The 24,894-nt window shown below is 62.0% G+C and carries 19 protein-coding genes and 1 riboswitch; of the genes, 7 read left to right on the top strand and 12 right to left on the bottom strand.

The window, feature by feature from the left end; genetic code table 11:
* Positions 1-64: 64 nt before the first annotated feature.
* Positions 65-538 (bottom strand): hypothetical protein, encoded by a 474-nt coding sequence (locus tag IC757_RS14535; RefSeq protein WP_190975004.1) that lies wholly within the window; start codon positions 536-538, stop codon positions 65-67.
* A gap of 69 nt (positions 539-607) precedes the next feature.
* On the opposite strand from IC757_RS14535, the gene IC757_RS14530 reads away from it, so the two are divergent.
* The 3 genes from IC757_RS14530 to IC757_RS14520 all read left to right on the top strand — a co-directional run bounded on the left by IC757_RS14530 (position 608) and on the right by IC757_RS14520 (position 5,073).
* Positions 608-2,524 (top strand): M1 family metallopeptidase, encoded by a 1,917-nt coding sequence (locus tag IC757_RS14530; RefSeq protein ID WP_190975003.1) that lies wholly within the window; start codon positions 608-610, stop codon positions 2,522-2,524.
* Between the two features lie 121 nt (positions 2,525-2,645).
* A complete protein-coding gene (gene sufT, locus IC757_RS14525; RefSeq protein ID WP_190975002.1) occupies positions 2,646-3,197 on the top strand; it encodes a putative Fe-S cluster assembly protein SufT in 552 nt (183 codons plus the stop codon).
* Positions 3,198-3,273: 76 nt separating this feature from the next.
* Entirely contained in the window at positions 3,274-5,073 is a 1,800-nt protein-coding gene (locus IC757_RS14520) for a carboxypeptidase-like regulatory domain-containing protein (RefSeq protein ID WP_190975001.1), read from the top strand.
* On the opposite strand, the gene IC757_RS14515 is transcribed toward IC757_RS14520, so the two are convergent.
* On the bottom strand, positions 5,004-6,032 hold the full coding sequence (locus IC757_RS14515; protein WP_190975000.1) for a helix-turn-helix domain-containing protein: 1,029 nt from the start codon (positions 6,030-6,032) through the stop codon (positions 5,004-5,006). The genes IC757_RS14520 and IC757_RS14515 overlap by 70 nt on opposite strands.
* A gap of 185 nt (positions 6,033-6,217) precedes the next feature.
* On the opposite strand from IC757_RS14515, the gene IC757_RS14510 reads away from it, so the two are divergent.
* Positions 6,218-7,447 carry a hypothetical protein gene (locus IC757_RS14510; protein WP_190974999.1) on the top strand — a complete coding sequence of 410 codons (1,230 nt, stop codon included), beginning with the start codon at positions 6,218-6,220 and terminating at the stop codon, positions 7,445-7,447.
* 48 nt (positions 7,448-7,495) lie between these two features.
* On the opposite strand, the gene IC757_RS14505 is transcribed toward IC757_RS14510, so the two are convergent.
* From IC757_RS14505 to IC757_RS14495, 3 genes are all read right to left on the bottom strand, one after another.
* Positions 7,496-9,274, bottom strand: coding sequence for a TonB-dependent receptor domain-containing protein (locus IC757_RS14505; RefSeq protein WP_190974998.1), 1,779 nt, complete (start codon positions 9,272-9,274; stop codon positions 7,496-7,498).
* Positions 9,275-9,392: 118 nt separating this feature from the next.
* A riboswitch (cobalamin riboswitch) is annotated at positions 9,393-9,598 on the bottom strand.
* 241 nt (positions 9,599-9,839) lie between these two features.
* Complete coding sequence (locus IC757_RS14500) at positions 9,840-12,320, bottom strand: acyl-CoA dehydrogenase (RefSeq protein WP_190974997.1); 2,481 nt, start codon at positions 12,318-12,320, stop codon at positions 9,840-9,842.
* Positions 12,317-13,201 carry an alpha/beta fold hydrolase gene (locus IC757_RS14495; RefSeq protein WP_190974996.1) on the bottom strand — a complete coding sequence of 295 codons (885 nt, stop codon included), beginning with the start codon at positions 13,199-13,201 and terminating at the stop codon, positions 12,317-12,319. Before IC757_RS14495 ends, IC757_RS14500 begins: the two co-directional genes overlap by 4 nt.
* A gap of 123 nt (positions 13,202-13,324) precedes the next feature.
* On the opposite strand from IC757_RS14495, the gene IC757_RS14490 reads away from it, so the two are divergent.
* Positions 13,325-13,927 (top strand): TetR/AcrR family transcriptional regulator, encoded by a 603-nt coding sequence (locus IC757_RS14490; RefSeq protein WP_190974995.1) that lies wholly within the window; start codon positions 13,325-13,327, stop codon positions 13,925-13,927.
* Positions 13,928-13,954: 27 nt separating this feature from the next.
* Here the strand turns inward: IC757_RS14490 and zapE are convergent, their stop codons facing one another.
* On the bottom strand, positions 13,955-15,052 hold the full coding sequence (gene zapE / locus IC757_RS14485) for a cell division protein ZapE (protein WP_190974994.1): 1,098 nt from the start codon (positions 15,050-15,052) through the stop codon (positions 13,955-13,957).
* A gap of 18 nt (positions 15,053-15,070) precedes the next feature.
* On the bottom strand, positions 15,071-15,730 hold the full coding sequence (locus IC757_RS14480; protein ID WP_223846149.1) for an alpha/beta hydrolase: 660 nt from the start codon (positions 15,728-15,730) through the stop codon (positions 15,071-15,073).
* Between the two features lie 87 nt (positions 15,731-15,817).
* Here IC757_RS14480 and IC757_RS14475 point away from each other — a divergent pair, with 87 nt between their 5' ends.
* The gene (locus IC757_RS14475; protein ID WP_190974993.1) at positions 15,818-16,426 is read left to right on the top strand and encodes an ACP phosphodiesterase; all 609 of its coding nucleotides are present in this window, start codon (positions 15,818-15,820) and stop codon (positions 16,424-16,426) included.
* Here IC757_RS14475 and IC757_RS14470 read toward each other — a convergent pair.
* Both IC757_RS14470 and IC757_RS14465 read right to left on the bottom strand, forming a co-directional pair.
* On the bottom strand, positions 16,402-16,905 hold the full coding sequence (locus tag IC757_RS14470) for a c-type cytochrome (RefSeq protein ID WP_190974992.1): 504 nt from the start codon (positions 16,903-16,905) through the stop codon (positions 16,402-16,404). The two genes, IC757_RS14475 and IC757_RS14470, sit on opposite strands and share 25 nt — an antisense overlap.
* A 98-nt stretch (positions 16,906-17,003) precedes the next feature.
* Positions 17,004-17,381, bottom strand: coding sequence for a hypothetical protein (locus tag IC757_RS14465; protein ID WP_190974991.1), 378 nt, complete (start codon positions 17,379-17,381; stop codon positions 17,004-17,006).
* Between the two features lie 172 nt (positions 17,382-17,553).
* Here IC757_RS14465 and IC757_RS14460 point away from each other — a divergent pair, with 172 nt between their 5' ends.
* The gene (locus IC757_RS14460) at positions 17,554-19,842 is read left to right on the top strand and encodes a putative bifunctional diguanylate cyclase/phosphodiesterase (RefSeq protein ID WP_190974990.1); all 2,289 of its coding nucleotides are present in this window, start codon (positions 17,554-17,556) and stop codon (positions 19,840-19,842) included.
* A gap of 22 nt (positions 19,843-19,864) precedes the next feature.
* Here the strand turns inward: IC757_RS14460 and IC757_RS14455 are convergent, their stop codons facing one another.
* Genes IC757_RS14455 through IC757_RS14445 form a run of 3 tightly spaced genes read right to left on the bottom strand, consistent with a single transcriptional unit; the run spans position 19,865 to position 24,879 of the window.
* Positions 19,865-21,118 (bottom strand): EAL domain-containing protein, encoded by a 1,254-nt coding sequence (locus IC757_RS14455; protein ID WP_190974989.1) that lies wholly within the window; start codon positions 21,116-21,118, stop codon positions 19,865-19,867.
* Positions 21,119-21,172: 54 nt separating this feature from the next.
* Positions 21,173-23,803, bottom strand: coding sequence for an ATP-binding protein (locus tag IC757_RS14450; RefSeq protein WP_190974988.1), 2,631 nt, complete (start codon positions 23,801-23,803; stop codon positions 21,173-21,175).
* Positions 23,800-24,879, bottom strand: a complete 1,080-nt coding sequence (locus tag IC757_RS14445; protein ID WP_190974987.1) for an ABC transporter substrate-binding protein — start codon at positions 24,877-24,879, stop codon at positions 23,800-23,802. Before IC757_RS14445 ends, IC757_RS14450 begins: the two co-directional genes overlap by 4 nt.
* Positions 24,880-24,894 lie beyond the last annotated feature (15 nt).

Raw genomic sequence — 24,894 nt, 5'->3', positions numbered from 1 at the left:
CTACGCGTATCGTCGGCACCAGCGCCGGCCCGAGCCATAAGCGTTTTCCGATGCCTTCAGCGGGCTATTCCACTTCCTGCTCGGTAAACATCGGCTGGTCGTTCATGAATGGCACGTCCTCGGCCACGTGGCAAGCCATGCAGGCATCGCGGGCCTGGCCGAACTGCTTGCGGATGGCCTCGCCATCGCCGGATTCCAGCGTTTCCAGGTAATTCTTCCAGATGCCGTCGAGAAACAGGGCGTCGGCATTGGCCTGGCGGGCGGGGCGTTTCATGTAGCCACCGCGAATGGCGCTGCCGATCTTGTCCCAGTGATAGTGGGCGAGCTCGAAGTTGTCGTCGCGAATGGCCTGTGCCATGCGTTCCCAGCGATTGCCGACTTCCCACATCGCACCACTGAAGCCGCCCAGGTAACTGCTCAGTCGCTCGGCACGCGTGTCCTCGTCGGCATTGGTCAGCCAGTCATCGGCCAGAACGGGCTGGGCTACAACAAAGGTCAAGGCAGCTGCCACCAGGGCGAGGTTTCGCAAGAGCTTCATGACTGTGGTCTCCACTTCCAGTTGTGCGATGATTGGAAAGATTACCAGAACCCGATGGATTGAGAATCGATGAACCCGATTACGCGCCTTGTTTCACTGACTGCCGCTGCCATCCTGCTGGCCGCCTGCCAGCCCGAAGAGCCGCCCGCGCCGCCGGAGCCGACCGAGCCCCGGGAGCCGACCGCCGAGGTCCGCGTGGAAACCGGCACCGACCCGCACAGCTTCGCCGAGTACGAAAAGGTCCATGTCACCCACATGACGATGGACCTGGACGCCGACATGAATGCCCGCACGCTGTCGGGGCATGTCGTGCTGGACCTTGAACGCCCCGAGGCCAGCCACCCGCGACTGGTGCTCGACACCCGCGATCTCGACATTCGCGACGTCAATGCAGTTCAGCCCGACGGCGAATACCTGCCGGTGTCCTGGCGCCTGGGCGAGGATCATGGTCATCTCGGCCAGCCGCTGATCATCGTGCTGCCGCAGGGTATCGAGGCGGTGCGCATCGACTATGCCAGCTCGCCGGATGCCTTCGGCCTGCAATGGCTCAACGAGGAACAGACCTCCTCGGGCAAACCGTTCATGTTCTCGCAAAGCCAGCCGCATTACGCCCGTACCTGGGTGCCTCTGCAGGACACGCCGGCGGTGCGCTACACCTTCGATGCCACCGTGCGCGGCCCGCGCGATCTGATGGTGGTCATGGGCGCCGACGGCAACGCCTTCGAGCGCAACGACACCGGCGAGTACAGCTTCCACATGCCTGAAGCCATTCCGTCCTACCTGATGGCGATTGCCATCGGCGATCTGGTCTTTGCCGAGACCGGACCGCGTTCGGGCGTCTACGCCGAACCGCAGTGGATCGAGGCTGCGGCCGACGAGTTCGTTCAGCTTGAAGAAATGATCGACATCGGCGAGGAACTCTACGGCGAGTACCGCTGGGGCCGATACGACCTGCTGGTGCTGCCGCCGAGCTTCCCCTTCGGTGGCATGGAGAATCCGCGCCTGTCGTATGTCACGCCCACCATCATTGCCGGCGATCGCAGTCTGTTGTCCTTGGTCGCACACGAACTGGCCCACTCCTGGTCGGGCAACCTGGTCACCAATGCCGCCTGGCGCGACCTGTGGCTCAACGAGGGTTTTACCGTCTACTTCGAGGCGCGCATCATGGAAGCACTCTACGGCGAGGAAATCCGCGACCAGCTCGCCAAGCTGGCCTGGGACGGGCTCCAGGACGTGGTCGCCGAGGCCGACCCGCGCGACCGGCAACTGGTGCGCGACCTGTCCGACCGCGACCCCGAGCAGGCCTTCATGCGCGTGCCCTATGACATGGGCCGTTTCTTCCTCGACTGGCTGGAACACGAATTCGGCCGCGAGACCTTCGACGCCTTCCTGCGCGAATACTTCGACCACTTCGCCTTCCAGTCCATCACCACCGAGGACTTTCGCGACTACGCCCGCGAACACCTGGTCGAAGCCCATCCGGGCAATGTGACCATGGAACAACTCGACGAATGGCTCTACGAGCCCGGCATGCCGGAATTCGCCATCGCGCCGGAGTCCGATGCCTTCGAGCTTGTTGACGAGAGTCGTGAAGCCTGGCTGGTCGGGGACAAGGCACTGGAAGACCTGCCGGCCGACGACTGGTCGGTGCACCAGTGGCGCCATTTCCTGATCAGCCTGGAAGGCGAGATCGACACCGATACCATGGTGGCCATGGACGAGCGCTTCGAGCTGACCGATGAGCAGAACTACGAGATCCTTTTCCTGTGGCTGATGCTCGCGGTCGAAAACGAGTACGAACCGGCCATCGCCCGGCTGGAAGACTTCCTGCTCGAAGTCGGCCGCAACAAGTTCACCCGCCCCCTCTACGCGGCCCTGGCCGAAAGCGAATGGGGCCACGAATGGGCCATCGAAGTCTACGAGCGCGCCCGCCCCGGTTACCACCCGCTCACCCGCCAGGCGGCCGAACGGGCGTTGGGGCTCTAAAAGGCAGGTAACAGGTGAAAGGCGAAAGGTGAAAGGAACGAGCCTTTCGCCTTGATCCTTGCACTGCCATCCCCCCATCCCGATATAATAGGGACCGAATCAATCCTGTATTGAGGGCCGCATGTTCGGCAACTCCTACACCCCGGTCAAATTCGAACGCGACTGCGAGGCGGTCATGGTGCCCGAGGGCGCCGAAGTCGAGCTGCCGGCCGGCACCGTCGGCTACATCACCCAGTCGCTGGGTGGCACCTACACCATCTACGTCGACGGCCGCCTGTTCCGCCTATCGGGCAATGATGCCGACGCCATCGGCAAGGAACCGCCGCCGGTGCCGGAGCTGCCGGAAAACGCCAGTGACCAGGACGTTGAGGAACTCGTCTGGGAGCAGATGAAAACCGTCTACGACCCCGAGATCCCGATCAACATCGTCGCCCTGGGCCTGATCTACGAGTGCAAGATAGAAAAACAGGACGACGGCAGCCGCCACGTCCACGTCGAAATGACACTCACCGCCCCGGGCTGCGGCATGGGCGACTTCCTCGTCGCCGACGTGCGCGAACGCCTGCTGCGCATCCCCACCATCGAGCGTGTCGACGTCGAGATGGTCTTCGACCCCCCCTGGAACCAGCACATGATGAGCGAAGAGGCCCGCCTGGAAACGGGCATGTTCTGAAGTGGTGACCCGGGGATGCAACCCCGGGCTACTCGTTGCCGGGAATTCCGTGGTCAATCGCATCCTGCTTTTCTCCATGTTGGTGGTAACCGCCTGGCCTGTCTGGGCGGTCGAGGCCGATCTGATCCTGCGTGATGTCCGAACGGGCCTGGCGCTTCAGGGTGACGTGTTTTACCGGCCCGTCGAGGTGTCGGTTGAGCCTTTGGCCGGGGTCATTGATGCGTTGTTGGATGAACCCCGGGCCGTTGGACAGGTTCAGGTGCATGGCCGCGGTGTGTTGCCGGTCGACGGGGTGACGGCGGTACGCGCCGAGGTGGAAGGCTACCATCCGCTTCATGCCGTCCTGCGCGGCGCGGGCCGTGGGTCGGGCTGGACCCTGATGCTCGACCCGGTGGACCATCCGGTTGCGCCCCGGCCCAGAGAGGCCGGGCGGTTGCTGATTTCCGGCTGGGTTCATGACCGGCAAGATTTCGAACCCGTGCCGGGTGCGCGGGTGGAGACCAGTCACGATGCGGCAACAACCTTCAGCGATGCCAATGGCTATTTCGAGTTGGAGGTACGGCCACCGGCGATTCGGGAGCATCGGCCTGAATCTTTCGCCATGCAGGTGTCGCATCCCGACTTTCCCGACTGGCGACGGGACGAGATTCTGGCGGGTGCCGGTGCGCTCGAGATGCAGGTGCCACTCGGTGCCTTGCATACCGCTTCTGCCCATCGCGCTCATGCCGATCCGTCCATTACCCCGGAGCCGACTACGGTGGACGACTCCCGGCAGGTGCAGCGCGAGTCGGGTGGTGACCAGCCACCGGCCAGTGTCGTCGTCGGCTTTGCCGATGCGGCCTGCAGCGAAACCTGCGGTCGGCCAGGCTGCCTCAATGCCTGTCAGCACAGCTGTGTGTTTTCGCTCGAAACCTATACCCGGCGCGGTGTGCCCAACGAGTGGTTTGGTTCCTGGAATGCCGATGCGCTGGCTGCCGGTGCGGTGGCCTACCGCAGCTTCGGCGCCTGGCATGCATTCAATCCATTGCCGGAAGGGGAGTGGGACATCTGCTCCAATGCCTGCTGTCAGGTCAACAACGACGAAACCCAGTCCGGCACGGATCAGGCGGTCGCAAGCACCGCCGGATTAATGCTGGTACGGGAAGGCAGTGTGTTTCGCTCGGAGTATTCGGCACAGAACAATAATCTGCTGGGTCCGCGTGCCTGCTCGAACGTTGATTGTGATGCTGACAGTGGACAGTGCGCATGTGGTGACGGTTATGCCGGATCACCATCGACCGACTGGTCGTGTCTGGCTGATCCGCCCAGTGTTGGCGATAGCTGCTTCGGCCACGGCCGTGGCATGAGTCAGTGGGGCAATCAGTTCTGGACGCTGGAGGATGAGCCGAAGAACTGGAAACGGCAACTGGACCATTACTACAACGCGGATGGTGAGGGCAGTGGCTTGCGTACTGCGACCATTTCTCAGGTGTTCGTGATCGACGAGGTCAGGGTGGTGCCCGCGAGCGTGCAGCCGGGTGAGGCTTTCACCATTGAGCTCGACGTCCGCAATCTTGCATCCGAACCGCACGCGGCGGTGCTGATCGGGGCCAGCGTTCGCCGACCCGGTGATGATTTCATCGATGACCCTGACAACGACCGGCTGGTTGCACTGCCGTCCGGCGTTTCGACCGTGGAGAGATCGTTTTCACTGCCAGCCAACCTGCCGAATGGCCTGTACGATCTGTGGGTGGCGTTGAGGATCGATGTGGATCGGGACGGTGCCATTTCCAGTGCCGACCTGGTCCAGCAACAGGTCACCCTGAATCAGGTGTTCCGGGTTGATGAGGGGCTGTTCCGGGACCGCTTCGAACTGCCGTTGGTCGGTTTCGAGTGACGGGCGCGCCAGGTCCCGGGTGTGGTTCCGTAGTGCTCATTGAAACTCCGTGTGAAATACGACATGTCGGTAAAGCCGTGGCGCAGTGCGATGTCGCCGATGCTCGACTCCTGCAGGTCCGGACTGACGAGGTCGCGTGCGCAACAGCGCAGGCGCTGCTCCCTTATCCACAGTGGTACGGTGGTTCCCTGAGCCTGAAACAGGCGCTGCACCTGGCGAATGGACAGTCCGAATCGGTTGGCGACCACCGACGTATTGAGATCGGGGCGCGACAGCGAGTGGAGCAGAAAAGCATGAATGCGCGGCAGCAGGCGGTCTGAGTCGCTGCCTGGGCCGGTGGGTTCTATGGCCGAGATCACCAGGCCGATGAACTGGTCGTAGAGGCGTGAGGGATCGGTCGAGTCGTCGTCGGTCAGGGCGGCGAGAAAACCGTGCAGTGCCGCACCGCCCGGAGGCGGTACCTGGGTGCCGTGAGCCAATGGGGTGAGCGCTTTCAGGTCGAGCAGGTCGGCGCGGGGCAGCATGGCGGATACAAATTCGAACTCCTGATCGAACTCCAGTGAAAACGGCTGGGTCGAGTCGACAAAGCTGGTCTGACCCTCATCGATTCTCAGACGTGTGCCGTTGGCATGCAGCCAGCCATGGCCAGACACCATGGTGCTGGCAAATAGCCATTGACCCGGACTGCTGCTGATCTCGCCGGCCTCTCGCTCCAGCCATTGCGCCATTCCGCTTACGGCCAGAAAAGCACCATCGCCAAACTCGCCCAGGCGAAAGCTGGCCCTGAACCCGGCCCTGTCCCCGGGGTTTTCTACGCGCGCACGAATGGGCAGTATCAGTTCGCTCAATCGGCGCTGCCATTGATTCAGGGGGCAGTCGGCAGGATCGGAGTGCAAGGTTGACCATTTGAGCACGTTGCCTGTGGACTCTCCGATCTCCGGCGATGGCTTTATCGACATGGCCTCGTCCATTTCTTGCCAGCCCACGATTATCCATACCGTTGTCGCCTCAGTCCATTGTGCGGTCGTTCCAGTTCTAACGATGTCAGGTGATTTGTGCCTAGCATCACGCTTTGGGGTGCGTGTCAGCGAGCTTTGGGGATGTCAGGTGAATGATCGTCCGGAATTCAATGACGAGGGAGACCATGCTCAAAGCGACATTGTTGATCCTAACCTTTTCGATCAGCCACATCGTGCTGGCTGACTGTGATTCGTCCATGTTCGCCGGTGGTGACGGCACCAGTAGTGATCCATGGCAAATCTCTACCCCTGAGCAACTCGACCACATCAGGCACTGTCCCGATGACCACTACTTCCAGCAGATTAATGATATCGACTTGAATGTGGCGCCCTGGAATGAAGGCGATGGTTGGCAGCCGATCAACGCAAGTATCAGTGACTTTTTCATTCACTACGATGGCGGTGGATACACGATTTCCAACCTCTTTATTGACAATGACGATGCGTTCTATGTTGGTCTTTTCGGATACGTGAGTGCGTCGACCATCTCCAATCTTGGGCTCAGGCGGGTCAGTGTGCATGGATCTGCCGAGGTCGGAGCCCTGGTTGCATGGGCCAACCGACAGCAGTTCGATGACCAGATTGTGATCAGCAATATCGAGAACGTGTGGGTAACGGGCACGGTAAGCGGCAATAACTTCGTTGGCGGCGTGATTGGCAATCTGCGCGGCTCGGCCCGATTCATGCAATGTGAATGCGATGTTGATGGTGCCGGCACTGTCGGTGGAATCATCGGTGGCCTCGACTCCAGCCCGGACGAGAATCCGCTTGAACTCAGTGACAGCCGATTCTACGGTCAGGTGAATGCCGAATCACTGGTTGGCGGGCTGGTCGGAAGTACCAATGAGGACGCCTGGATTCTTCGCAGTCATGTTGTGGGTGATATCTCTGGAAATGACCAGGTTGGTGGACTGAGTGGTCGCGCGAGAAGTCAGGTTGTTGACAGTTACATGCTCGGAAGCGTTGCGGGTGTTGAGCAGGTCGGTGGTGCTGTTGGTGAGCAGACATCTTCCGGGAGCCTGCAGAATGTCTATGTTGCCACCCAGATTGATGGCGAAGATGAGGTGGCTGGGCTGATCGGTCGCAATAGCAATGAAGTGCCTCCTGAGAGCAGCTTCTGGGACGAGCAGGCGTCAGGTTTGTCAGGCGAGTTTGACGCAACGGCGAAGACAACCAGCGAGCTGACCAAAATTGAAACCTTTACCGATACCGACACTGACGGTCTGGACTCACCGTGGGATTTCGATGATGTCTGGGCCATCGACCCGGAGATCAATGATGGCTATCCGTACCTGCTTGGCAATCCGCCGATTGAGCTTCCCGACATGATCTTCCACAGTCGTTTCGAAGAGTAGGCGGGCAATAGCCCGGATCGGAGGCGAGCCCCGATCCGGGCATTGTGTTTATCCTTCCCAGCGCAAGGCCATAAACAGGCTGCGGCCATGGGCATTGAAGCCGAACAGCGGCTCGTAGTTCTTGTCGGTCACGTTTTCCAGACGGCCTTCGACCTGGAAACCGCTGCCCAGCGGGTAGCCGGCACGCAGGTTGACCAGGGTATGCGAAGGCAGACGCTCGGCGCCGACATCCAGCCGTTCACCGGTATGGACGATTTCTCCACCCAGCCAGCCTCCGGTCGCGAGCAGGCGGTCGACTGACACGGCAGCCTTGTGTTCGGCACGTCGCAGCAATTGCTGACCGGTGTCGCGGTCTTCCGGGTCCTGCCAGGTGTAGCTCGCCTCTGTGCGCCAGGCATCCAGGCTGAGCTGGTGCCGCAGCTCCACGCCCCGGATACGTGCCCGATCGACGTTGACGGCCTGAAATTCCGGGCCGCTGAAGTCGATCAGGTCGTCGATGCGGGTTTCGAACAGGTTGAGTGTCACCGTCTGGCCGTCTGTGGGCCGGATCTCACTGCCGACCTCGTAGGTCCAGGACGACTCCGGGTCCAGTTCGGGATTGCCGGCGAACAGGCCTCCTGATCCGGGAGAGTAAAGCTGGTTGAAGTTGGGGGCGCGGAAGCCGCGTCCGGCACTGGCATACAGCCGCACGGCGTCGCTGGGCCGCCAGCCACCGGCCAGATTGCCGGTCACGGCGCTGCCGAACTGTTCGTCTTCATCAACACGCAGACTGGCCTCCCAGTCGGTACGGTCGCGATGGGCATGCAGTCCGGTCCAGGCACCCACGTTATAGCGGTTCTCGGCCCAGCTGTTGCGGCTAACGCCGGATTCTCGCCAACTGTCCAGGCCGATCAGCCAGAGGGTGTATTCCTCGATCAGGCGCTCGGCCTGCACGCCGGCCTGGACTCGCCGCGTCACTGCCTCGGAAAACCCGAATGGCGTTTCGGTATCCAGCCGGTCGCGGTACATGGCGACTTGGCCCTGCCATTGCCAGGGGCCGTTGCCATCGTGCCGATATTCGGTCTGGATGGCGTAGTTGAGAAAGTCCGACTCACCCTGGTCGAACTCGATTTCGCCGTCGCTGGCGCGCGCACTCCAGCTCAACTGGCCCGGCCCCAGGTCATTGCTGCCACGCAGGTTCAGGCTGAGATTCTCGAACCCGTCATCATCCGGATCGAAGGCAAAGCCGCGCTCGTTCTGTGCCGAAAACCCGTCAACCCGGCGTCCCGCAAGACTCATGCCGAAGGCTTCGCTGCCCCATGAGGCTGACAGCGCCCGGTCGTTGTAGCGGCCGTAGGCTGCACGCACCGATGTGCCTTCGGGCTGGCGGGTGAAGATCTGGATGACGCCACCTATGGCGTCCGATCCGTAGCGCGCCGCGCGCGGACCACGAACGATCTCGATGCGCTCGATGTGGCTGGGGTCGAGGATTTCCCAGGTGAATGACCCGGTGCCCGACGAGGCGGCACGCACGCCGTCGATCAGCACCAGCACATGGTTGGAGTTGGTGCCGCGCATGAAGGTGCTGGTCTGACCACCTGGACCCCCGGCGCGGCTCATGTCGATACCGGCTTCCAGGCGCAGCAGTTCCAGTATGTCGGGCGCCTGGCTGCGCTCGATGGCGGCACGGTCGATGACGCTGACCGAGGCCAGCGGCTGTTCGATCAATTGTTCGCTGCGTGTGGCCGTGACCACGACGGTGTCGTGCTCTGCGTCCTCGGCAACGACATGAAGAGAGGTCAAAAGCAGGCCTGAACCGGCCAGGCCGGCAAAAGTACTTCGTTTCATGGTGTTGTTGGCTCCTCGCGCTCACCCGCGCACTGGTCGGAGAGGGTGGAAGGAGCACGAGAAGCCGTCAGGATATGCACAGGCAACGTCGACCCCGGTCGCCCACCGCAACCCGAATGGTTCATGATCTGGCTCAGGCCGGTCTCCTGACTTTCGGGGATGAACAGTCGTGTCATCCCGGCTGGACCTTCCCCCATCATCCGACGGAGTGGTTGTACCAGCCGCATGTCCGGGCCGAATCACCCTGGGCGTGCCGATTACAGTTGCGGGGGCAGTGCCGGACTTTCACCGGTTTCCCGAAACACCTGATGCCGTGGCTTTTTTCTTGAGTCGCTGACTCGGTGGTCCCAAGTAGCAAGCCGCCATGTTAACCCAATCAGGCCGGTTGGAGCGCGGCAATTGGTGGAGGCCGTGCAGCAGTGAGCGTGCGGGGTCCCGGCTCTTCGGCCGGTAGGACGGTGACTGGGGGTGGGCGATGCAGGATCGAGCCTGTGAGGTCCCGGCGCGGTGGCCGGGGCGACGTTGAGGAGATGCCAGACGCTGTTGGTGGGGCAGGTTGATCCGGTCAGGCGGCCTTGCGGTCGCCGTTGCGGATCTTCTCGCCGGTGCTGGTCAGGCTGGCCTGGAGCTCTTCGAGCTCGAAGTCATCAACGGTGATGATTTCCATGACGCGCTCGCGTACCGAGGCCAGGAATTCGGCTTCCTTATCGGTTAGCACCTGATTGTTGACCGCCGAGGCAATATGCTCGTCCGAAGTGTACCCGGAGAGCTGTTCGGCCCGCTGGGCCTTGAGCATCTTGCGCTCCAGTGGCTCGGCGGCGATCACGTCGGGCAGCAGTTTTTCCATGACGCCCACCCAGTGGCCGGCGGCATCCGATCGGTAAACCCCGCGGGTGAGGCGGTCGCGCGTTTCCGAAGGCGAGAGCAGCAGCGAGGCCACCTTGTGACCCAGGCGGTCATTGGGTGCCCGCTCGACGCGACCCAGCGGGAAGATGATCATGCGCAGGAACGGGCGCACCCAGGGCATCGGGTAGTTGTCGATCACGCCGCGCAGCGCGGTCTGGATCTTGAAGATGGCATCGTGGAAAGCCCAGGCCAGAATCGGCTGATCGGCAGCCGGGCGGCCCTCGTGCTCAAAGCGCCTGAGCATGGCCGAGCAGATGTAGAGCTGGCTGAGTGCGTCACCCAGGCGACCGGAAATCTTTTCCTTCTGCTTGAGCTTGCCGCCATAGGTGAGCATGGCGATATCGGCCAGGTAGGCAAACGCGGCGCTGTAGCGGCTGAGCTTGCGGTAGTACTTGCGCGTGCGGCGGTCGCCGGGCACGGCGGCAAAACGGGCAAAGCTCAAGCCCAGGATGAAAGCCCGCACGGCATTGGAAATCGAATGACCGATGTGGGCAAACAGCAGCTTGTCGAATTCCCTCAGGCGCTCGTCATCATCCTCGATCTTGAGGGCTTCGAGCTCCTTGAGTACATAGGGGTGGCAGCGGATGGCGCCCTGCCCGAAGATCATCATCGAGCGGGTCAGGATGTTGGCGCCCTCGACCGTGATCCAGATCGGAGCGCCCTGCCAGGCGCGGCCGAGGTAGTTCTTCGGCCCGAGAATGATGCCCTTGCCGCCATGGATGTCCATGGCGTCCTTGATGATGTCGCGGCTCTGCTCGGTGCAGTGGTACTTGGCGATGGCGCCCGGCACGGCCGGTTTCTCGCCGTCGTCGACTGCCGATGCGGTCTGGCGGCTCAGGGCGCTGATGGCGTAGGTATGGCCGGCCATGCGCGCCAGGGCTTCCTCGACGCCTTCGAAGCGGCCGATGGGCAGGTTGAATTGCTTGCGGATGCGGGCATAGGCGCCGGTGACCAGGGTGGCGGACTTGGCCCCGCCGGAGGTCGAGGAAGGCAGTGAAATGGCCCGGCCCACCGAAAGCGATTCGATCAGCATGCGCCAGCCATTGCCGGCATGCTCGACGCCACCGAGCAGGGTATCGAGCGGCACGAACACGTCCTTGCCAACGATCGGCCCGTTGGGGAACGGGTTGTTGAGCGGGAAGTGGCGCCGGCCAATCTCCATGCCCGGCGTGTCGGCGGGCAACAGCGCCACGGAAATGCCGATGTCTTCGGTATCGCCGATCAGGCCGTCGGGGTCGTACAGGCGGAAGGCCAGACCGACCACGGTGGCACAGGGCGCCAGGGTGATGTAGCGCTTTTCGAAGTTGAGCTTGATACCCAGCACCTGCTTGCCGTCGACCTTCTTCTTGCAGACGATGCCGAAGTCGGAAATCGAGGTGGCATCGGAGCCAGCGGTGGTGCTGGTCAGGCCGAAACACGGGATTTCCTCGCCGGTGGCCAGGCGCGGCAGGTAGTGATCCTTCTGTTCATCGGTGCCGTAATGCAGCAGCAGCTCGGCCGGGCCCAGGGAGTTGGGTACGGCGATGATGGAGCCGACCTGTGAACTCATGCCGCCGACTTTCTCGAGCACGGCCCGGTGGGCAACGGCGGAAAACCCGAGGCCGCCGTATTCCTTCGGGATGATCATGCCGAAGTACTTGTTCTTGCGCAGGTGGTCCCAGACCTCGTCGGACACCCCGGCGCGGTAGTGCGAGAACTCCCAGTCGTTGATCATGCCGCACAGTTCTTCGACTGGACCGTCGAGAAAGGCCTGTTCGTCCGTGCTCAGTTCATGCAGGGGTTTCTTGATGAAGCGGTTCCAGCGCGGATTGCCGGTAAACAGTTCGCCCTCGAACCCCACGGTCCCGGCTTCCAGGGCAATGCGCTCGGTTTCCGAGATCTGCGGTGTCATCTTCTCGAAGCCCTTGAGGATGGGCCCGGTGATGAACTCGCGTCGCCAGGGGCGGTGATTGAGCGGAATGGCGACTGCCAGGAACAGCAGCCAGAACAGCGTCAGCAGGATCCAGCCCGGCTGCCCGGCGATGGAAAAGCTCAGCAGCACGATCGCGGTGGCGATGGACCAGGTCAGAAAGGATGTCTTGAAATAGGCGCATCCCAGGCCGACCGCCAGAAGGGCCAGCAGGAACAGCACGGTGGTCATGATTGTTGCGCTCCTCGGGAGGCCATGCGCTTCAGAAACGGGGCCACGGCACCCATGAAGTGTTCATTGTTGTCACCGGCCACCATGTGGGTTGCGTCGGCGACGGTTGCTTTCTCGGCATTGGGGGCCAGCTTGAGGAACTCCTCGATATGCTCCTCGCCGATCATCTCGCTCTGGCTGCCGGCCACCAGCAGGGTCGGAATCTTGAGCCGGCGGGTGGCCGACTTCAGGCGCGATTGCAGGTTGGCACTTTTCTCGGCCAGGGCCAGCATGGCCGGATCCCAGTGCCAGTACCAGCGCCCGTCCGAGCCCTGGCGAAGGTTGCGGGTCAGGCCATCACTCTTGCCGCCACGACGACGATGCGGCAGAAAGCCGCGTACCGATTCGGTGGCCTCCTCGAGCGTGGCGAAACCCTTGGGGTTCTGTCGCATGAAGGCGATCATGGCGTCAACGCCACGATCGTCCCAGCGCGGGGCGATATCGACCAGAACCAGTGCCTCGAGATCGACCTTGGGTTTTTCAGAATGCGCCAGCAGGGCGGTCAGCCCGCCCATGGATGCCCCGATGACCAACGGTGGGTGGGGCAGAGAAGCGCATACGCGTCGGAAATCTTCGACGAACTGCTCGAAGTCGTATTCTCCGCTGGGTGCGCGGTCACTCTCGCCGTGGCCACGGGCATCATAGCTGACGGCCTGCCAGCCAGCCGCGGCCAGCCGCCGACCCGTTTCTTCCCAGGCATACTGGGTCTGGCCGAAACCATGGGCCATGAGCACACAAGGGGCCCGATCATCGCCATAATACCGGAGGTTCAGGCGAATGCCGTCATCGGTCCAGATCTGGCGCCGGCGAATATCGTCATGTAATTTGCGAACAGCTTCCATACGGCAGAGTATGGTTATACCTTTTGGATTAGTCAACTAGACCTCATATTGGTTCGCTCTGATCCCGATACAAGGCCGCCCCGAAGGCTTCCGCCCCCGAATGGAGTACCATCCCCGATTATCATGCAGAATTCAAATCCTTCAACACGAAATGGCGGCGAACGCGCCACGCTCACACCGGCGGACTGGGAGCAGGCCGCGCTGGAGTTGATTGCGGAAAAGGGAATCAGTGGCCTGGGCGTGGAGCCGCTGGCGCGGCGGCTTGAAATCACCAAGGGCAGTTTCTACTGGCATTTTCCCGGTCGCGGCGAGTTGTTGGCCGCGGCGCTGGAACGGTGGGAAAACCAGGATCGCCAGCACCTGAAGCTGTCGCTGACCGCCGAGATGCCGCCGGCCGAGCGCCTGAGCCAGTTCGTGTGGCGAACCAGCCAGCAGACCCTGACTCACCGCATCTACCTGGCACTGTGCGCCGCCCCGGAAGATCCTTGCATCGGCCCGGTGATCAAGCGCGTGACCGCCCGCCGCATCAAGTACCTGGCCGGCGCATTCGAGGAACTGGGGCTGAATCGTGATTCGGCGCGCCAGCGCGCGAACCTGCTGTACTCGTCGTATGTGGGCTACTTGCACCTGCAGGCCCAGAACCTGGTGCCCGAGCCCGGCCCGGACAACCCGGAGTTCGAGCAGTACATCCGACATATCATCGAGACTCTGGTCGAGGTGGGTTGAGGCTCTCGGCCAGAACCGGTTGGGATTTCAGGGGCGGTGAGGCAGCGCCAGGTAGTCGCGGCTCTGCATTTCGATCAGTCGTGAGACGGTTCGCTCGAAGGGGGCGGTGAGCTTGCTGCCGGTGTAGAGTTCGGTGGGTGCCACCGCGGCCGAGACGATCAGCTTGACCGAGCGGTCATAGCATTCGTCGACCAAGTGAATGAAGCGACGCGCGGTGTTGTTGTCGTTTTCCTGCATCTGCGCCACATCGCTAACGATGAGCGTACCAAAGCGCTTGCACAGCTCGATATAGTCGGCGCTGGCGCGCGGGCCCTGGCACAGCGTGGCAAAGTCGAACCAGACCACCGAGCCGGCGCGTCTGAGCGGCTGGAGTTCTCGACCCCGAATGTCCAGCGGCGCGGTTGATACCCGCTCCCCGGCCGCCAGCGCCTCGAACTCCCCGGCCAGCTCCCGGCGGGCCGCTTCGTCGGCCGGGTGCAGGTAGGTGGGGTGGCGCACCAGTTCCCGCAGCCGGTAGTCTTCGCGGCTGTCCAGGCAAATCACGTCGCAATGGGCCTTGATGGCCTCGATGGCCGGCACGAAGCGTTCGCGCTGCAGGCCGCCGGCATAAAGATCGTCGGGGGCGGCGTTGCTGGTGGCCACCAGCGTGACCCCGCGCTCGAACAGGGTCTCGAGCAGGCCGGCGAGGATCATGGCATCGCCGATATCGCCGACATGAAATTCATCAAAACACAGCACGCGGGTTCGCGCCGCGATCTCGCGGCCCAGTCGGACGAGCGGTTCGCCTTTCTCGCGCAGGTGTTTCAGGCGTTCGTGGGTCTGGTCCATGAAGCGGTGAAAGTGAATCCGCTCCACCGGGATGCCGGACTCGGCCAGACTTTCGGCCAGCAGATCCATGAGCATGGTCTTGCCGCGACCGACCTGGCCATGCAGGTAGATGCCGGGTACGGCCGGATAGCGTTTCTGCCAACGCTCGACCAGGCTGGCGCGCTTGTTCCCGAGACGCTCGAAGGTGGCCTGCAGCGCCTCGACGATCTGCCGCTGAGCCGGGTCGGCCTTTAGTTGCTCCCGCTCGCACAGCTTTCGGTAGCGGGGTAGGGGTCCGGAGGCGTCACCGCCGTTCAAGGCTTCTTCCTCGTCGGATCAGGGCAGATTGGGCTGAACGTGATTCTTGATCAGCCCGCGCAGATCCATGAGTCGACGATGGAAGAAATGACCGGTGCCCTCCATCACCACCAGATTGGCATCGGCCTCGAGTGGCTCCGCCCATTTGAACACGGCATCGGGCGAGACCACCTCGTCCTCGTCGCCCTGGACGACCAGCCAGGGGCAGTTGGGCGGCATGAGCTGGTCGAAACCGTAGCGTTCCACCGGGGGAGCGATGGAAATCAGCTGGCGCACCGGCAGATCCTGGGCGGCCTTGAGGGCCACATAGGCGCCGAAGGAGAAACCGCCCAGCCAGAGGTCGTCGTCCGGACAGGTCTTGCGTGCCCATTCGACGACGGCCAGCAGGTCTTCGGTTTCGCCTTCACCGTCGTCGAACTCGCCCTCGCTGTCGCCGGTGCCGCGAAAGTTGAAGCGCACGGTCTTCAGCCCCAGTTCGCGCAGGCTGCGTTCCATGATGGTCACCACCTTGTTGCGCATGGTGCCGCCGTGCAAGGGATGCGGGTGGCACAGCACGGCCACGCCCGGACGTGCCGCGTCCGCTTCGGGGGCGTCAGCCAGGCATTCCAGGTGGCCGCTTGGGCCACTCAGGAAGAATTCGGTGGTTTCGGTTGGAAACTGCTCTGGATCCATTAACATTGGTTGTCCTCGGCACCATTGGTCCCCGCCCTCGGCGCGGGGGCACATCATAACCCAGTCACATCCGCCCATGAAAACCGTGAACCCATGAATCATCTGGCCCATGTGGTCCTGGCCGGATCGCAGGAAGGGCTGCGACTGGGAGCCTTTCTCGGCGACCACGTGCGTGGTCGACGTGCGCTCTCCGCGCTGCCGCCTGACTGGGCGGCGGGGGTGATGCTGCACCGGCGCATCGACACGCTCAGCGATTCGCATCCGGCCGTGCGCGCACTGCTGGCACGATTTCACCCCCCGTGGCGGCGCTACGCCGGGGTGATCGTTGATGTTCTGTTCGATTACATGCTCAGCCGCCACTGGGATCGCTTCGGGCCGGCGCCGCTGGGCCAGTTGTCTGCCGAACTGGATGATCTGCTGGCGCGGCATGCGGCCGACCTGCCAGCGCGCCTGGTGCGCTTCAGCCGCTGGGCGCGGGCACGGCGGCTGTGGATGCGCTACGGCGACAAAGCCATGCTTGATGAAATTTTCTATCGCCTGGCGCAACGCCATGGTCGCCCGGGTCCGCTGGCCGACGGCATCGAGGTACTGTCGGCCCGGGAGCGGGAAATCGAATCAACGTTCCTGAAGTGTTTCCCCGACCTGGTTCGGCAGGCCGGGGAAGAGCGGCTGAGGCTTCAGTCGAGATGGTCGAGCATGTAGTCGACCGAGGCGGCTGCCTGTTCGTCGCTCAGGTCGGCGCGACCCGCGCGCGGCGGCATGGCACCCAGACCATCAATGACCGAAGCAATCAGTGCTTCACGGTCCTGATCGAGTCGATCGCCCCAGGTCTCGCGCGCCAGCGTGGGTGCGCCGGCGACACCGGCATCGTGACAGGCGGCGCAGACCCGTTCGTAGATCATTTCGCCATCGGTCGAGCCGCCGAAGGCAACTTCGGGCTCCTCGGCAACTGCCTCTGCTGCCGCCGCCTGGGCCGCAGCCCGGCCGGTTTCGCCGGCATAAACACCGGCCAGCGGCTGCAGGCGCTCTTCCACGGCCGCTATGCGGGCGGCGCTGGGTTCGCGCTCCTGCGTCTGGTGGATGGCCAATGACAGCAGGATGATCAGCACGGTAAAGGCCATCAGCGCAACGATGACGATGCTGAAGTTCCTTATGAAAATACGATCATGTTCCTCGGACACGCCGGACAGACCTCATGTTGAATTCGGGGGTGGCTGCCTGCAGGCAGATTCGTGGGCGGATTATAGCCCAGTGATGGGCCGGTTGGAATCCGGGTCGGTCAGGCAATGACGCGGCGGGCCAGTCCCGCACCGGCGATTGCGCCGGCCAGCGGAACACCTGCCATGACAAGGACAGGTCCGGGCAGGCCGGCCAGGATCATCATCAGGATCATGGGCAGGCCCAGCAGGCAGCCGATCAGCCAGCCGGTCACACGATGGCCGGTCAAGGCCGTGGCCAGCGCGCTTCCCAGCGCAGCGCCAAGCCACCAGATTGCGATCAGCGAGATCGCGACTGCCGGCGGCAGTAGTTGCCCATTGGCCAGGGCGGCATGCGCATGCGCGCTATCGGTCAGTAACCGCAGGCCGGCCAGCAAGGCCTCGATCAGGATCACGGCCAGTCCCAGCCCGCCCGCCAGGGCCCGAAGCATGCACAGCAACGTTGGAACTCCTGCAATGGGACAGCGTGAGAGTCTAGTGTACCCCGTGGTGATCGCGCGCGCGGCAAGATATACTCGCGCCATAAACCAGCAATCCAAATAGAAGAAGACTGAATGAAGCCTGCTTTTCGCCGAGCTGCCATGTGGCCCTGTCCCGGGACCTGGCGCTGACATGAGCCGGACTCGTGCTCAACTGCCGGCACTGCGCCGCTCGCAGGCCACCCTGCTCGCGTTGTTGATCCTGGCGCTGGGCTGTGGCGGGACGATCCTCCTGTACCAGGGGCTGAAGTCAAACGAGCATGCGGCAGTGCAGCGCTATGCCGAGAATCTGGCATCGTTGATTCAGTCCGACCTGCTTAGCGACCTGAGCGAGCAGATCAATGCACAGGAGCGCATGGCCACCCGCTTGAGCCTTGGGGGGATGGATCAGGGCGAGATGTGGGAATCGACCGCTGGCCTTTTTCTGGAGCACTACCCCTACTATCGCTCGCTGGCCACTCTGGCCCCGGACCTGACCATACTCGATGTACACAGTCGGGCGCCGGTTGATCTCGTGCCCGGTGAGCGCTTCCAGGTAGAAAGCACATACCGGATCAGGCTTGAGGAGGCCGCCAGAAACGGTGAGTTCGTCATCACCCGCCCGTGGTACCTGCCCGACGGTATGCCCGGGATTACCTTCCTGACCCCCATAGGCCAGGGGGAGATGCATGACGGGTTTCTGGCTGCCGTGCTGGTCATTCCCGATTCCATCGAGACCATGGTGTCGGCCAGTTGGCGAGAGGAGGTGTCGCTGCATGCCCGGCATCGAGGGCGGGATGTGTATCCGTTTCCGTTCGATGCGACAGATGCACCGGATGAATATGATGCTGCGTTTACTCTGGACCCCGATGAGGATGGCCAGGGCATGGCGTTTCAATTGGCGCTCAATCCCGAAGCGCGCGCAAACCTGACAACCATGCTGCCAGTCGTGGTTCTGGTCAGTGGTTTGCTGCTCAGCTTTCTGTTTGCGCTGGTGGTCTGGCTGGGCATCAGCGCACGTGGCCAGGCTCGTGTCCTGGGTGAGTCCAACCGCCGGCTGGAAAGCGAAGTGCGCGAGCGCGAGCAGGCCGAGGAAGATCTTGCCTTTCTGGTCGAGCACGACAGCCTGACTGGCCTGCCCAACCGCACCGGCTGTGCCGAAGCCATAGAAGCGCTGATTCGCCGAAACGGCGACAGCGACGATCAGATGGCGGTCATGTTCCTGGACCTGGATCAGTTCAAGGACATCAACGATTCTCTTGGACACCAACTGGGGGACCAGTTGCTCTGTGCCGTTCCGCAGCGTCTGGCCGGTGTGTTGCGTGAACAGGATCTGGTCGGTCGTCACGGCGGTGACGAGTTTCTCATTGCAGTGGTGCGCGAGAGCCGCGAACAGATCGAGCAACTGGCCGGCAATATCCTGCGCGTTCTCGATGGCGGGTTCGCGATCGATGACCACCGGCTGTTCATTTCGGCCAGTATCGGCATTGCCTACTTCCCGGAGTCCGGCAGAACGGTTGACGAGCTGATCCAGAATGCCGATACCGCCCTGTTCAAGGCCAAGAATGCCGGTCGTAACCAATTTGCCGTGTTCACTCGCGAAATGTTTGCCCAGGCGCAGCACCGGCTCAATCTCAGCCGCGATATCCGTCATGCGCTGGAAGACGGTGATTTTCGCGTGGTCTACCAGCCCATCGTCGATGTCGGGACATTGGAGCTGGTCGGACTGGAAACCCTGCTGCGCTGGCAGCACAGTCGCGGCTACATGGTGCCGCCGCAGGAGTTCATCCGCGTTGCCGAAGAAACGGGGGTGATCGGCCGACTGGGCCAGTTTGCCCTCGACCAGGCCCTGTCCGATCTGGCCGAGTGGCAGCAGACGGTGACGTCTCCTCCCTGGATTGCCGTCAATGTATCCGGCGCCCAGGCCCATGAAGCCGGATTCGCCGAACAGCTCAGCGTGATGCTGCACCAGCACCGGGTGGCTCCCGATCTACTGCATATAGAGATTACCGAGGAGGTTCTGATCGAGAACCTCTTGCGCAACCGGCGCATGCTGCAAAAGCTCGACGAGATTGGCATGCGGATCGTGGTGGACGATTTCGGGGTCGGCTATTCCTCACTGGCCTACCTGAAGAACTTCCCGATTTCGGTGGTCAAGATTGACCGCGGTTTCGTGCGCGATTTGTCGGTCGATCCCGAAGATCAGGCGATTACCCGCACGATTTGCGGGCTGTCCCGGGAGCTGGGCATGCGGACGGTTGCCGAGGGCGTGGAACAAATGGAGCAACTGGAGTTGTTGCGTCAGTATCAATGCACGCATGCCCAGGGGTTCCTGTTCTCGCGGCCGGTCGAGCGTGTCGAGGTTCAGGCCATGATAGAGGGTGACTACCCCTGGTCCGGTCTGATGGCAAAGCAGGCCAGTCGGCGCCGCGAAGGTGCCTGAGCGCCGGCCGGTTCTGTGCAGATTATTCGCGCCAGGAGTTCAGGTGACGACGGGCCCAGGCCAGTGCCTCGTCGGCTGGTAGCGGTCGGGAAATCAGGAAACCCTGGGCCAGGTCGCATTCGATTTCTTTCAGGTATTCCAGAGTGTCGGGGTCCTCGACACCCTCGGCGGTGGTGCGCAGTCCCAGGCTGTGACCCAGCTCGACAATGGACCGGATGACCGCGCGCGATTCCTCCGATCGGGGTGCGCTCATCACGAAAGACTTGTCGACCTTGACTTCGGAGAACGGCAGCCTGACCAGTTGCAGCATGGAAGAGTAGCCGGTGCCAAAGTCATCAATCGACAACTGGAATCCTTTCATACGCAGGCGAGTGAGCAGATCCAGCGAGCTCACCGGGTCTTCCATGGCACTGGTTTCGGTCAGCTCGAATACCAGGCAGAAAGGGTCGATACTGGCTGCCGCGCACTGTTCGTGGACGAACTCGATGAACTCGGCATCGCCCAGTGAGCGTGCCGAAAGGTTGATCGACAGAGTCAGGCGCTCGACCAGTGACGAGCGCCATGGATTGTCATTGAGCTCCGGGCAGGCGCGCACTTCTCGGGCAAACCATTCGATCGACCGACGGATGATCAGGCGGGTCAGCGGGGCAATCAGGCCGCAAGTTTCGGCGACCGGGATAAAGAGTGCTGGGGGCACCAGCCCGCGTTGCGGGCACCGCCAGCGTACCAGCGCCTCGAAACCGGCCAGATCGCTATCGGCACACTTGACCTTGGGTTGGTAGACCAGTTCGAATTCGTCGCGCTCCAGGGCGGCCTCCAACTCTTCGGTCGTGACTTCGAAACGGCGTCGGGCAGGGTCGGGATGCGGATCGGGCTCAAGTGCATCGCCCCGGCTGTCCCGATCCTTGTTGAGCAACTCGCGCAGTTGTCCCGGGGAAAACGGTTTGGGTACGACGCCTGCGATGCTCAGGCCATGTTCCACGGCCGAGCGACGCGCGGCATCCAGCACGCGACTGCCCACGCCGCTGGTGATCAGTATGCGCGCAGTGCATTCTTTTCGTGCCAGTTCAACCAGCACCTCCACCCCGTCCATGTCGGGCATGATCAGGTCCAGGGCGATATGGGTCGGTTGCCATTCATCCAGCGTTTTGAAAAAGGATTCGGGGCTGGTCGTGGCCCTGGTTTCGAAGCCCGACGATTCCCCAATCACGCTGATGGTGCGGGCGATCAGCGTGTCGTCGTCGAGGATCAGCAGTTTGTACTTGTTGTTATCCATCGTGGTGTCCCATCGGGTGCCTGCATGGCTTCGGGAACAGCGTGACTCCCCTTTTCACTCGTCCTTCTCCAGCACCTTGCGAATGGCGGTGCCAAGTTCACGACGGTGATACGGCTTGGCCAGCAGGTCAACGCCGGGGTCGAGTCTGCCGTGGTGAATGATGGCATTTTGCGTATAACCTGAAGTGTAAAGCACCTTCAGCCCCGGATACATGGCCCGGGCACGATCTGCCAGCTCTCTGCCGTTGATGCCGCCAGGCATGACGACATCGGTAAACAGCAGGTCGATATCGTCATGTTCCTGCAGTAACTTCAGCGCATCCGGGGCATTGGACGCTTCAAAGAGCTTGTACCCCAGCGCCTTTAGCTGCTCACTGGTATAGCGGCGGACCAAGTCATTATCCTCCACCAACAGGATAGTTTCGTTTCCCTGAAGGCTTTCGGGCTCGATAGCGGCTTCTCGATCAACCGGCTCATCGCCAGTGGCCGCAGGCAGGTAGATCCGGACCGTCGTTCCCTGTCCGGGCTCGGAATAGATCCGGACATGGCCCCGCAATTGCTTGACCAGGCCGTAGATCATGCTTAGACCCAACCCGGTACCCCGTTCCTTGGTGGTGAAGAAAGGCTCGAAAACATGGCCGAGATGCTCCGGATCGATGCCAGTGCCGGTATCGGATACGGCAATCAGGGTGTAGTCGCCCGGCTCCACTTCCTCGAGAATCGCGGCATAGTAACTATCGAGGTGAATGGGTTGTGTCTCGAGTGTCAGGCGACCGCCTCGTGGCATGGCATCACGAGCATTGATGCACAAATTGAGTACGGCGCTCTCGATCTGGCTGCGGTCGATCAGTGCCGGAAGGGGTTGTGACTCATCAAAGTTGAACTTCAGCTCGATGTCTTCACCCAGGCTGCGTTGCAGCAGTGGTTCCATGTCCGAAAGCATCCGGTTGATATCGATGATCTCCGGTTCGAGGACCTGGCGCCTGGCGAAAGCCAGCATGCGGGTGGTCAGGTCCGAACCGCGCTGACCCGCGGTCATGATCATTTCCGCCAGCTCTGCCATGGCCGGGTTGTCCTGCCCCAGAAGCTCCTGCAGCAGTTCGGCGTTGCCGATGATCACGGTCAGGAGGTTGTTGAAGTCGTGGGCGATGCCGCCGGTCATCTCGCCAATTGCTTTCAGGCGCTCGCTGCGGGCCAGGGTTTCACTGAGGCGGCGCTGATCAATCATTTTCGACAGGTGCGTGGCAATGGCGTTGATCAGCGCCTGCTCCTCGGGCAGAAAGAGCGGTTCATTCGGCATGGCATCGATTGGCTGTTCGCGATAAGCCACCTCGATGCGACCGATTTCTCGATCATCCAGTCGGATGGGTGTGTCGATGGTTTCGACCGGCTCACCCCAGTCATGGCTGGAAAAGCGCTCACCGTTGAGCTCGATGCGGGCAATGGCTTCGGCCTCGAAGCGCATGGTTTCGGGCAGGTGATCGACAATGCGGGCAACAATATCGGTCGGTGTCAGTTCCTGACTGGTCGTCAGTTCAAGGGCCTGGAACAGGCAACGCAACTCCTTGATGCGCTCACTGAGTTGCGACTGATGTTCCCGAAGCTCGGTCACATCACGCGCCACACCGGCAATTCTGACGATCCTTCCGGCTTCATCGCGTACCGGAAAACTGCGGTCGTTGATCCATCGCACCGTGCCATCGGGGTGCACCACCCGATATTCGGCCTGGTACAGACCTTCGGGATGTCGCTCCAGTGCCTTGAGCACGCGGGGGCGGTCGGCTTCGTGAATGGCCTTGGTCCAGAGACTGGCATCCCGGTAAACGGCTTCACGGCTATGGCCCCACATCGCTTCATAAGCCGGGCTGAGGTACAAAATGCGACTGTTGTCCGGCTCGGCCAGCCAGAATGCTTCGCCAATGTTCTCCGCGATCTGCGAGAAACGGTCACGAGACTCTTGCAGCTGTTTCTCGTGGTGCTGGCGCTGCTCGGCCATGCTGTTGAAGGTGCGGGCGAGCTCTCCGATTTCGTCATCGTGGCGAACCTTGATGCGTGTCTCCAGCTCGCCGCGGCTGTGAGCCCGTAACCCGGCACTAATGGTTCGAAGGGGGCGTATCAGGCGGCGGTGGATCACCAGCGCGGTCAGCAAGGTCAGGAAGGCAAAGGCAATGATGATCACTGCCAGTCGCTGCAGATCCTGATACAGAGATTTCTGCATGCGGGAGTTGTGTTCGACATGCAGTGCCGCCAAGGCCTCTCGGGCACCGGCATGGTGTATGCGAATCTGGCGTGACAGCAGAAGAAGCTGTTCAGCATCCCGCGGTGCCGGAGCCTGGTAATTGTCGGGAATCCGGGTCTCGAGCAGGAATTCTCCCATCGCTGAAATCTCTTCCAGGTGGCGAGTTGCCAGTCTGGCCTGCTGGCGGTTGACATCATCCAGCTCCTGGCCCAGACCTCTGGCGTCTTCGGATAGTGCCGCAATGACTGTGGCATCCGGCCGGACCAGCGTGATGTAGTCAATGGCTGCAGCCATCTGGTCCATGCGCTGAAGCTGGATCTCAAGCGCTCCGACATCCGCTATGCGTTCGTTGATGTCCTGCCAGGCAGCCATGCCCCAGAGCCCCACGTAGCCCAATCCGGACAGCGCCGCAATCAGGCCGATAGTCGCCAGAGTGCGCAACTTCATGGTTCTGTCCCCGGCTGCGCATGGCCCGACATCAGATAGTCGGGCAGAGTCACCAGCGTTGGGGCAACCCGATGCAGTGGTTCGGCGTGGAGAAATCGTCGGGGCTTGGGAAAGGTGTGCTCGCTCAATCCCGGCCAGGTCGATAGCCACTCGAACTGGATACCCAGATTGACCAGCACCGACCAGTTCATTCCAACACGCCACAACATCCGATCGGCCAGCGGTTCGAGCACTTCCGGGTCATGTCCGATGATCCCGCCGAACAAGGCAAGCATCTTCCCGGGGTGAACATCAATATGTTCTATAGCCTCGATGTAGGCCTTCAGAATGCGTTCGGTGCCGCCGGGGTGACGGTTGACAAAGTCGGTGCTGGCTAGCAGCAGCCAGTTGACCGTATGGAGCATGCGCATCGGAAGCACGGTGACTTCGTCGTCCAGTTCCTCGCGCAGGGTCAGGTCCCATGGTTGCCAGATGACCGCCGCATCGATCTGACCCTCAAGCAGAGCATTGGCCATATCGCTGACCGGCACATCGACCAGCGAAACATCATCGGCCGACAGGCCGTGGAACAGAGAAAAGCGTGACCAGCCGTAGTGGGCGGATGTGCCCTTCATCACGCCAATCCGTTGGCCGGCAAAATCATCTGGCTGCCGGATACCCACGGTATCGGGTGCAATGATGTAGTGGGACTGATTGGAAAGAGCGACGCTTGCCAGAACCACGATCTCTGGAGATGTGCCCCCTGATTCGTTCAAAAGCCCGGCAAGGGCGCGCGCCGTCGGTGTCGTTGCAGCCAGGGCCAGGTCAGCCTGGCCGGCCAGCAAGGCTTCAAGCGCTTCCATGCCCGATCCATAGAGGTCGACCTCGACCACCGGATCCTCTGCCGAACGCTGCTGATTGAACAGATCCAGCTCGCTGGCCACCCAGGTCGGCGCATCCCCAATCCAGCCGGACCCGGCAATCCGTATGGCTTCCGTGGGCTCGGCGCCGGCCGTGCCACTCAGCATCATCAGCCAGGCGCCAACAAAAATGCCGAGCATTCGCACGTGCTGCCGGTCTTCATCTATCCGACCCATTGAGCCTTGCACCTC

The organism is Wenzhouxiangella sp. AB-CW3 (assembly GCF_014725735.1).
Classification (GTDB): domain Bacteria; phylum Pseudomonadota; class Gammaproteobacteria; order Xanthomonadales; family Wenzhouxiangellaceae; genus Wenzhouxiangella.
This window is presented reverse-complemented; position numbering and strand designations above follow the sequence as displayed.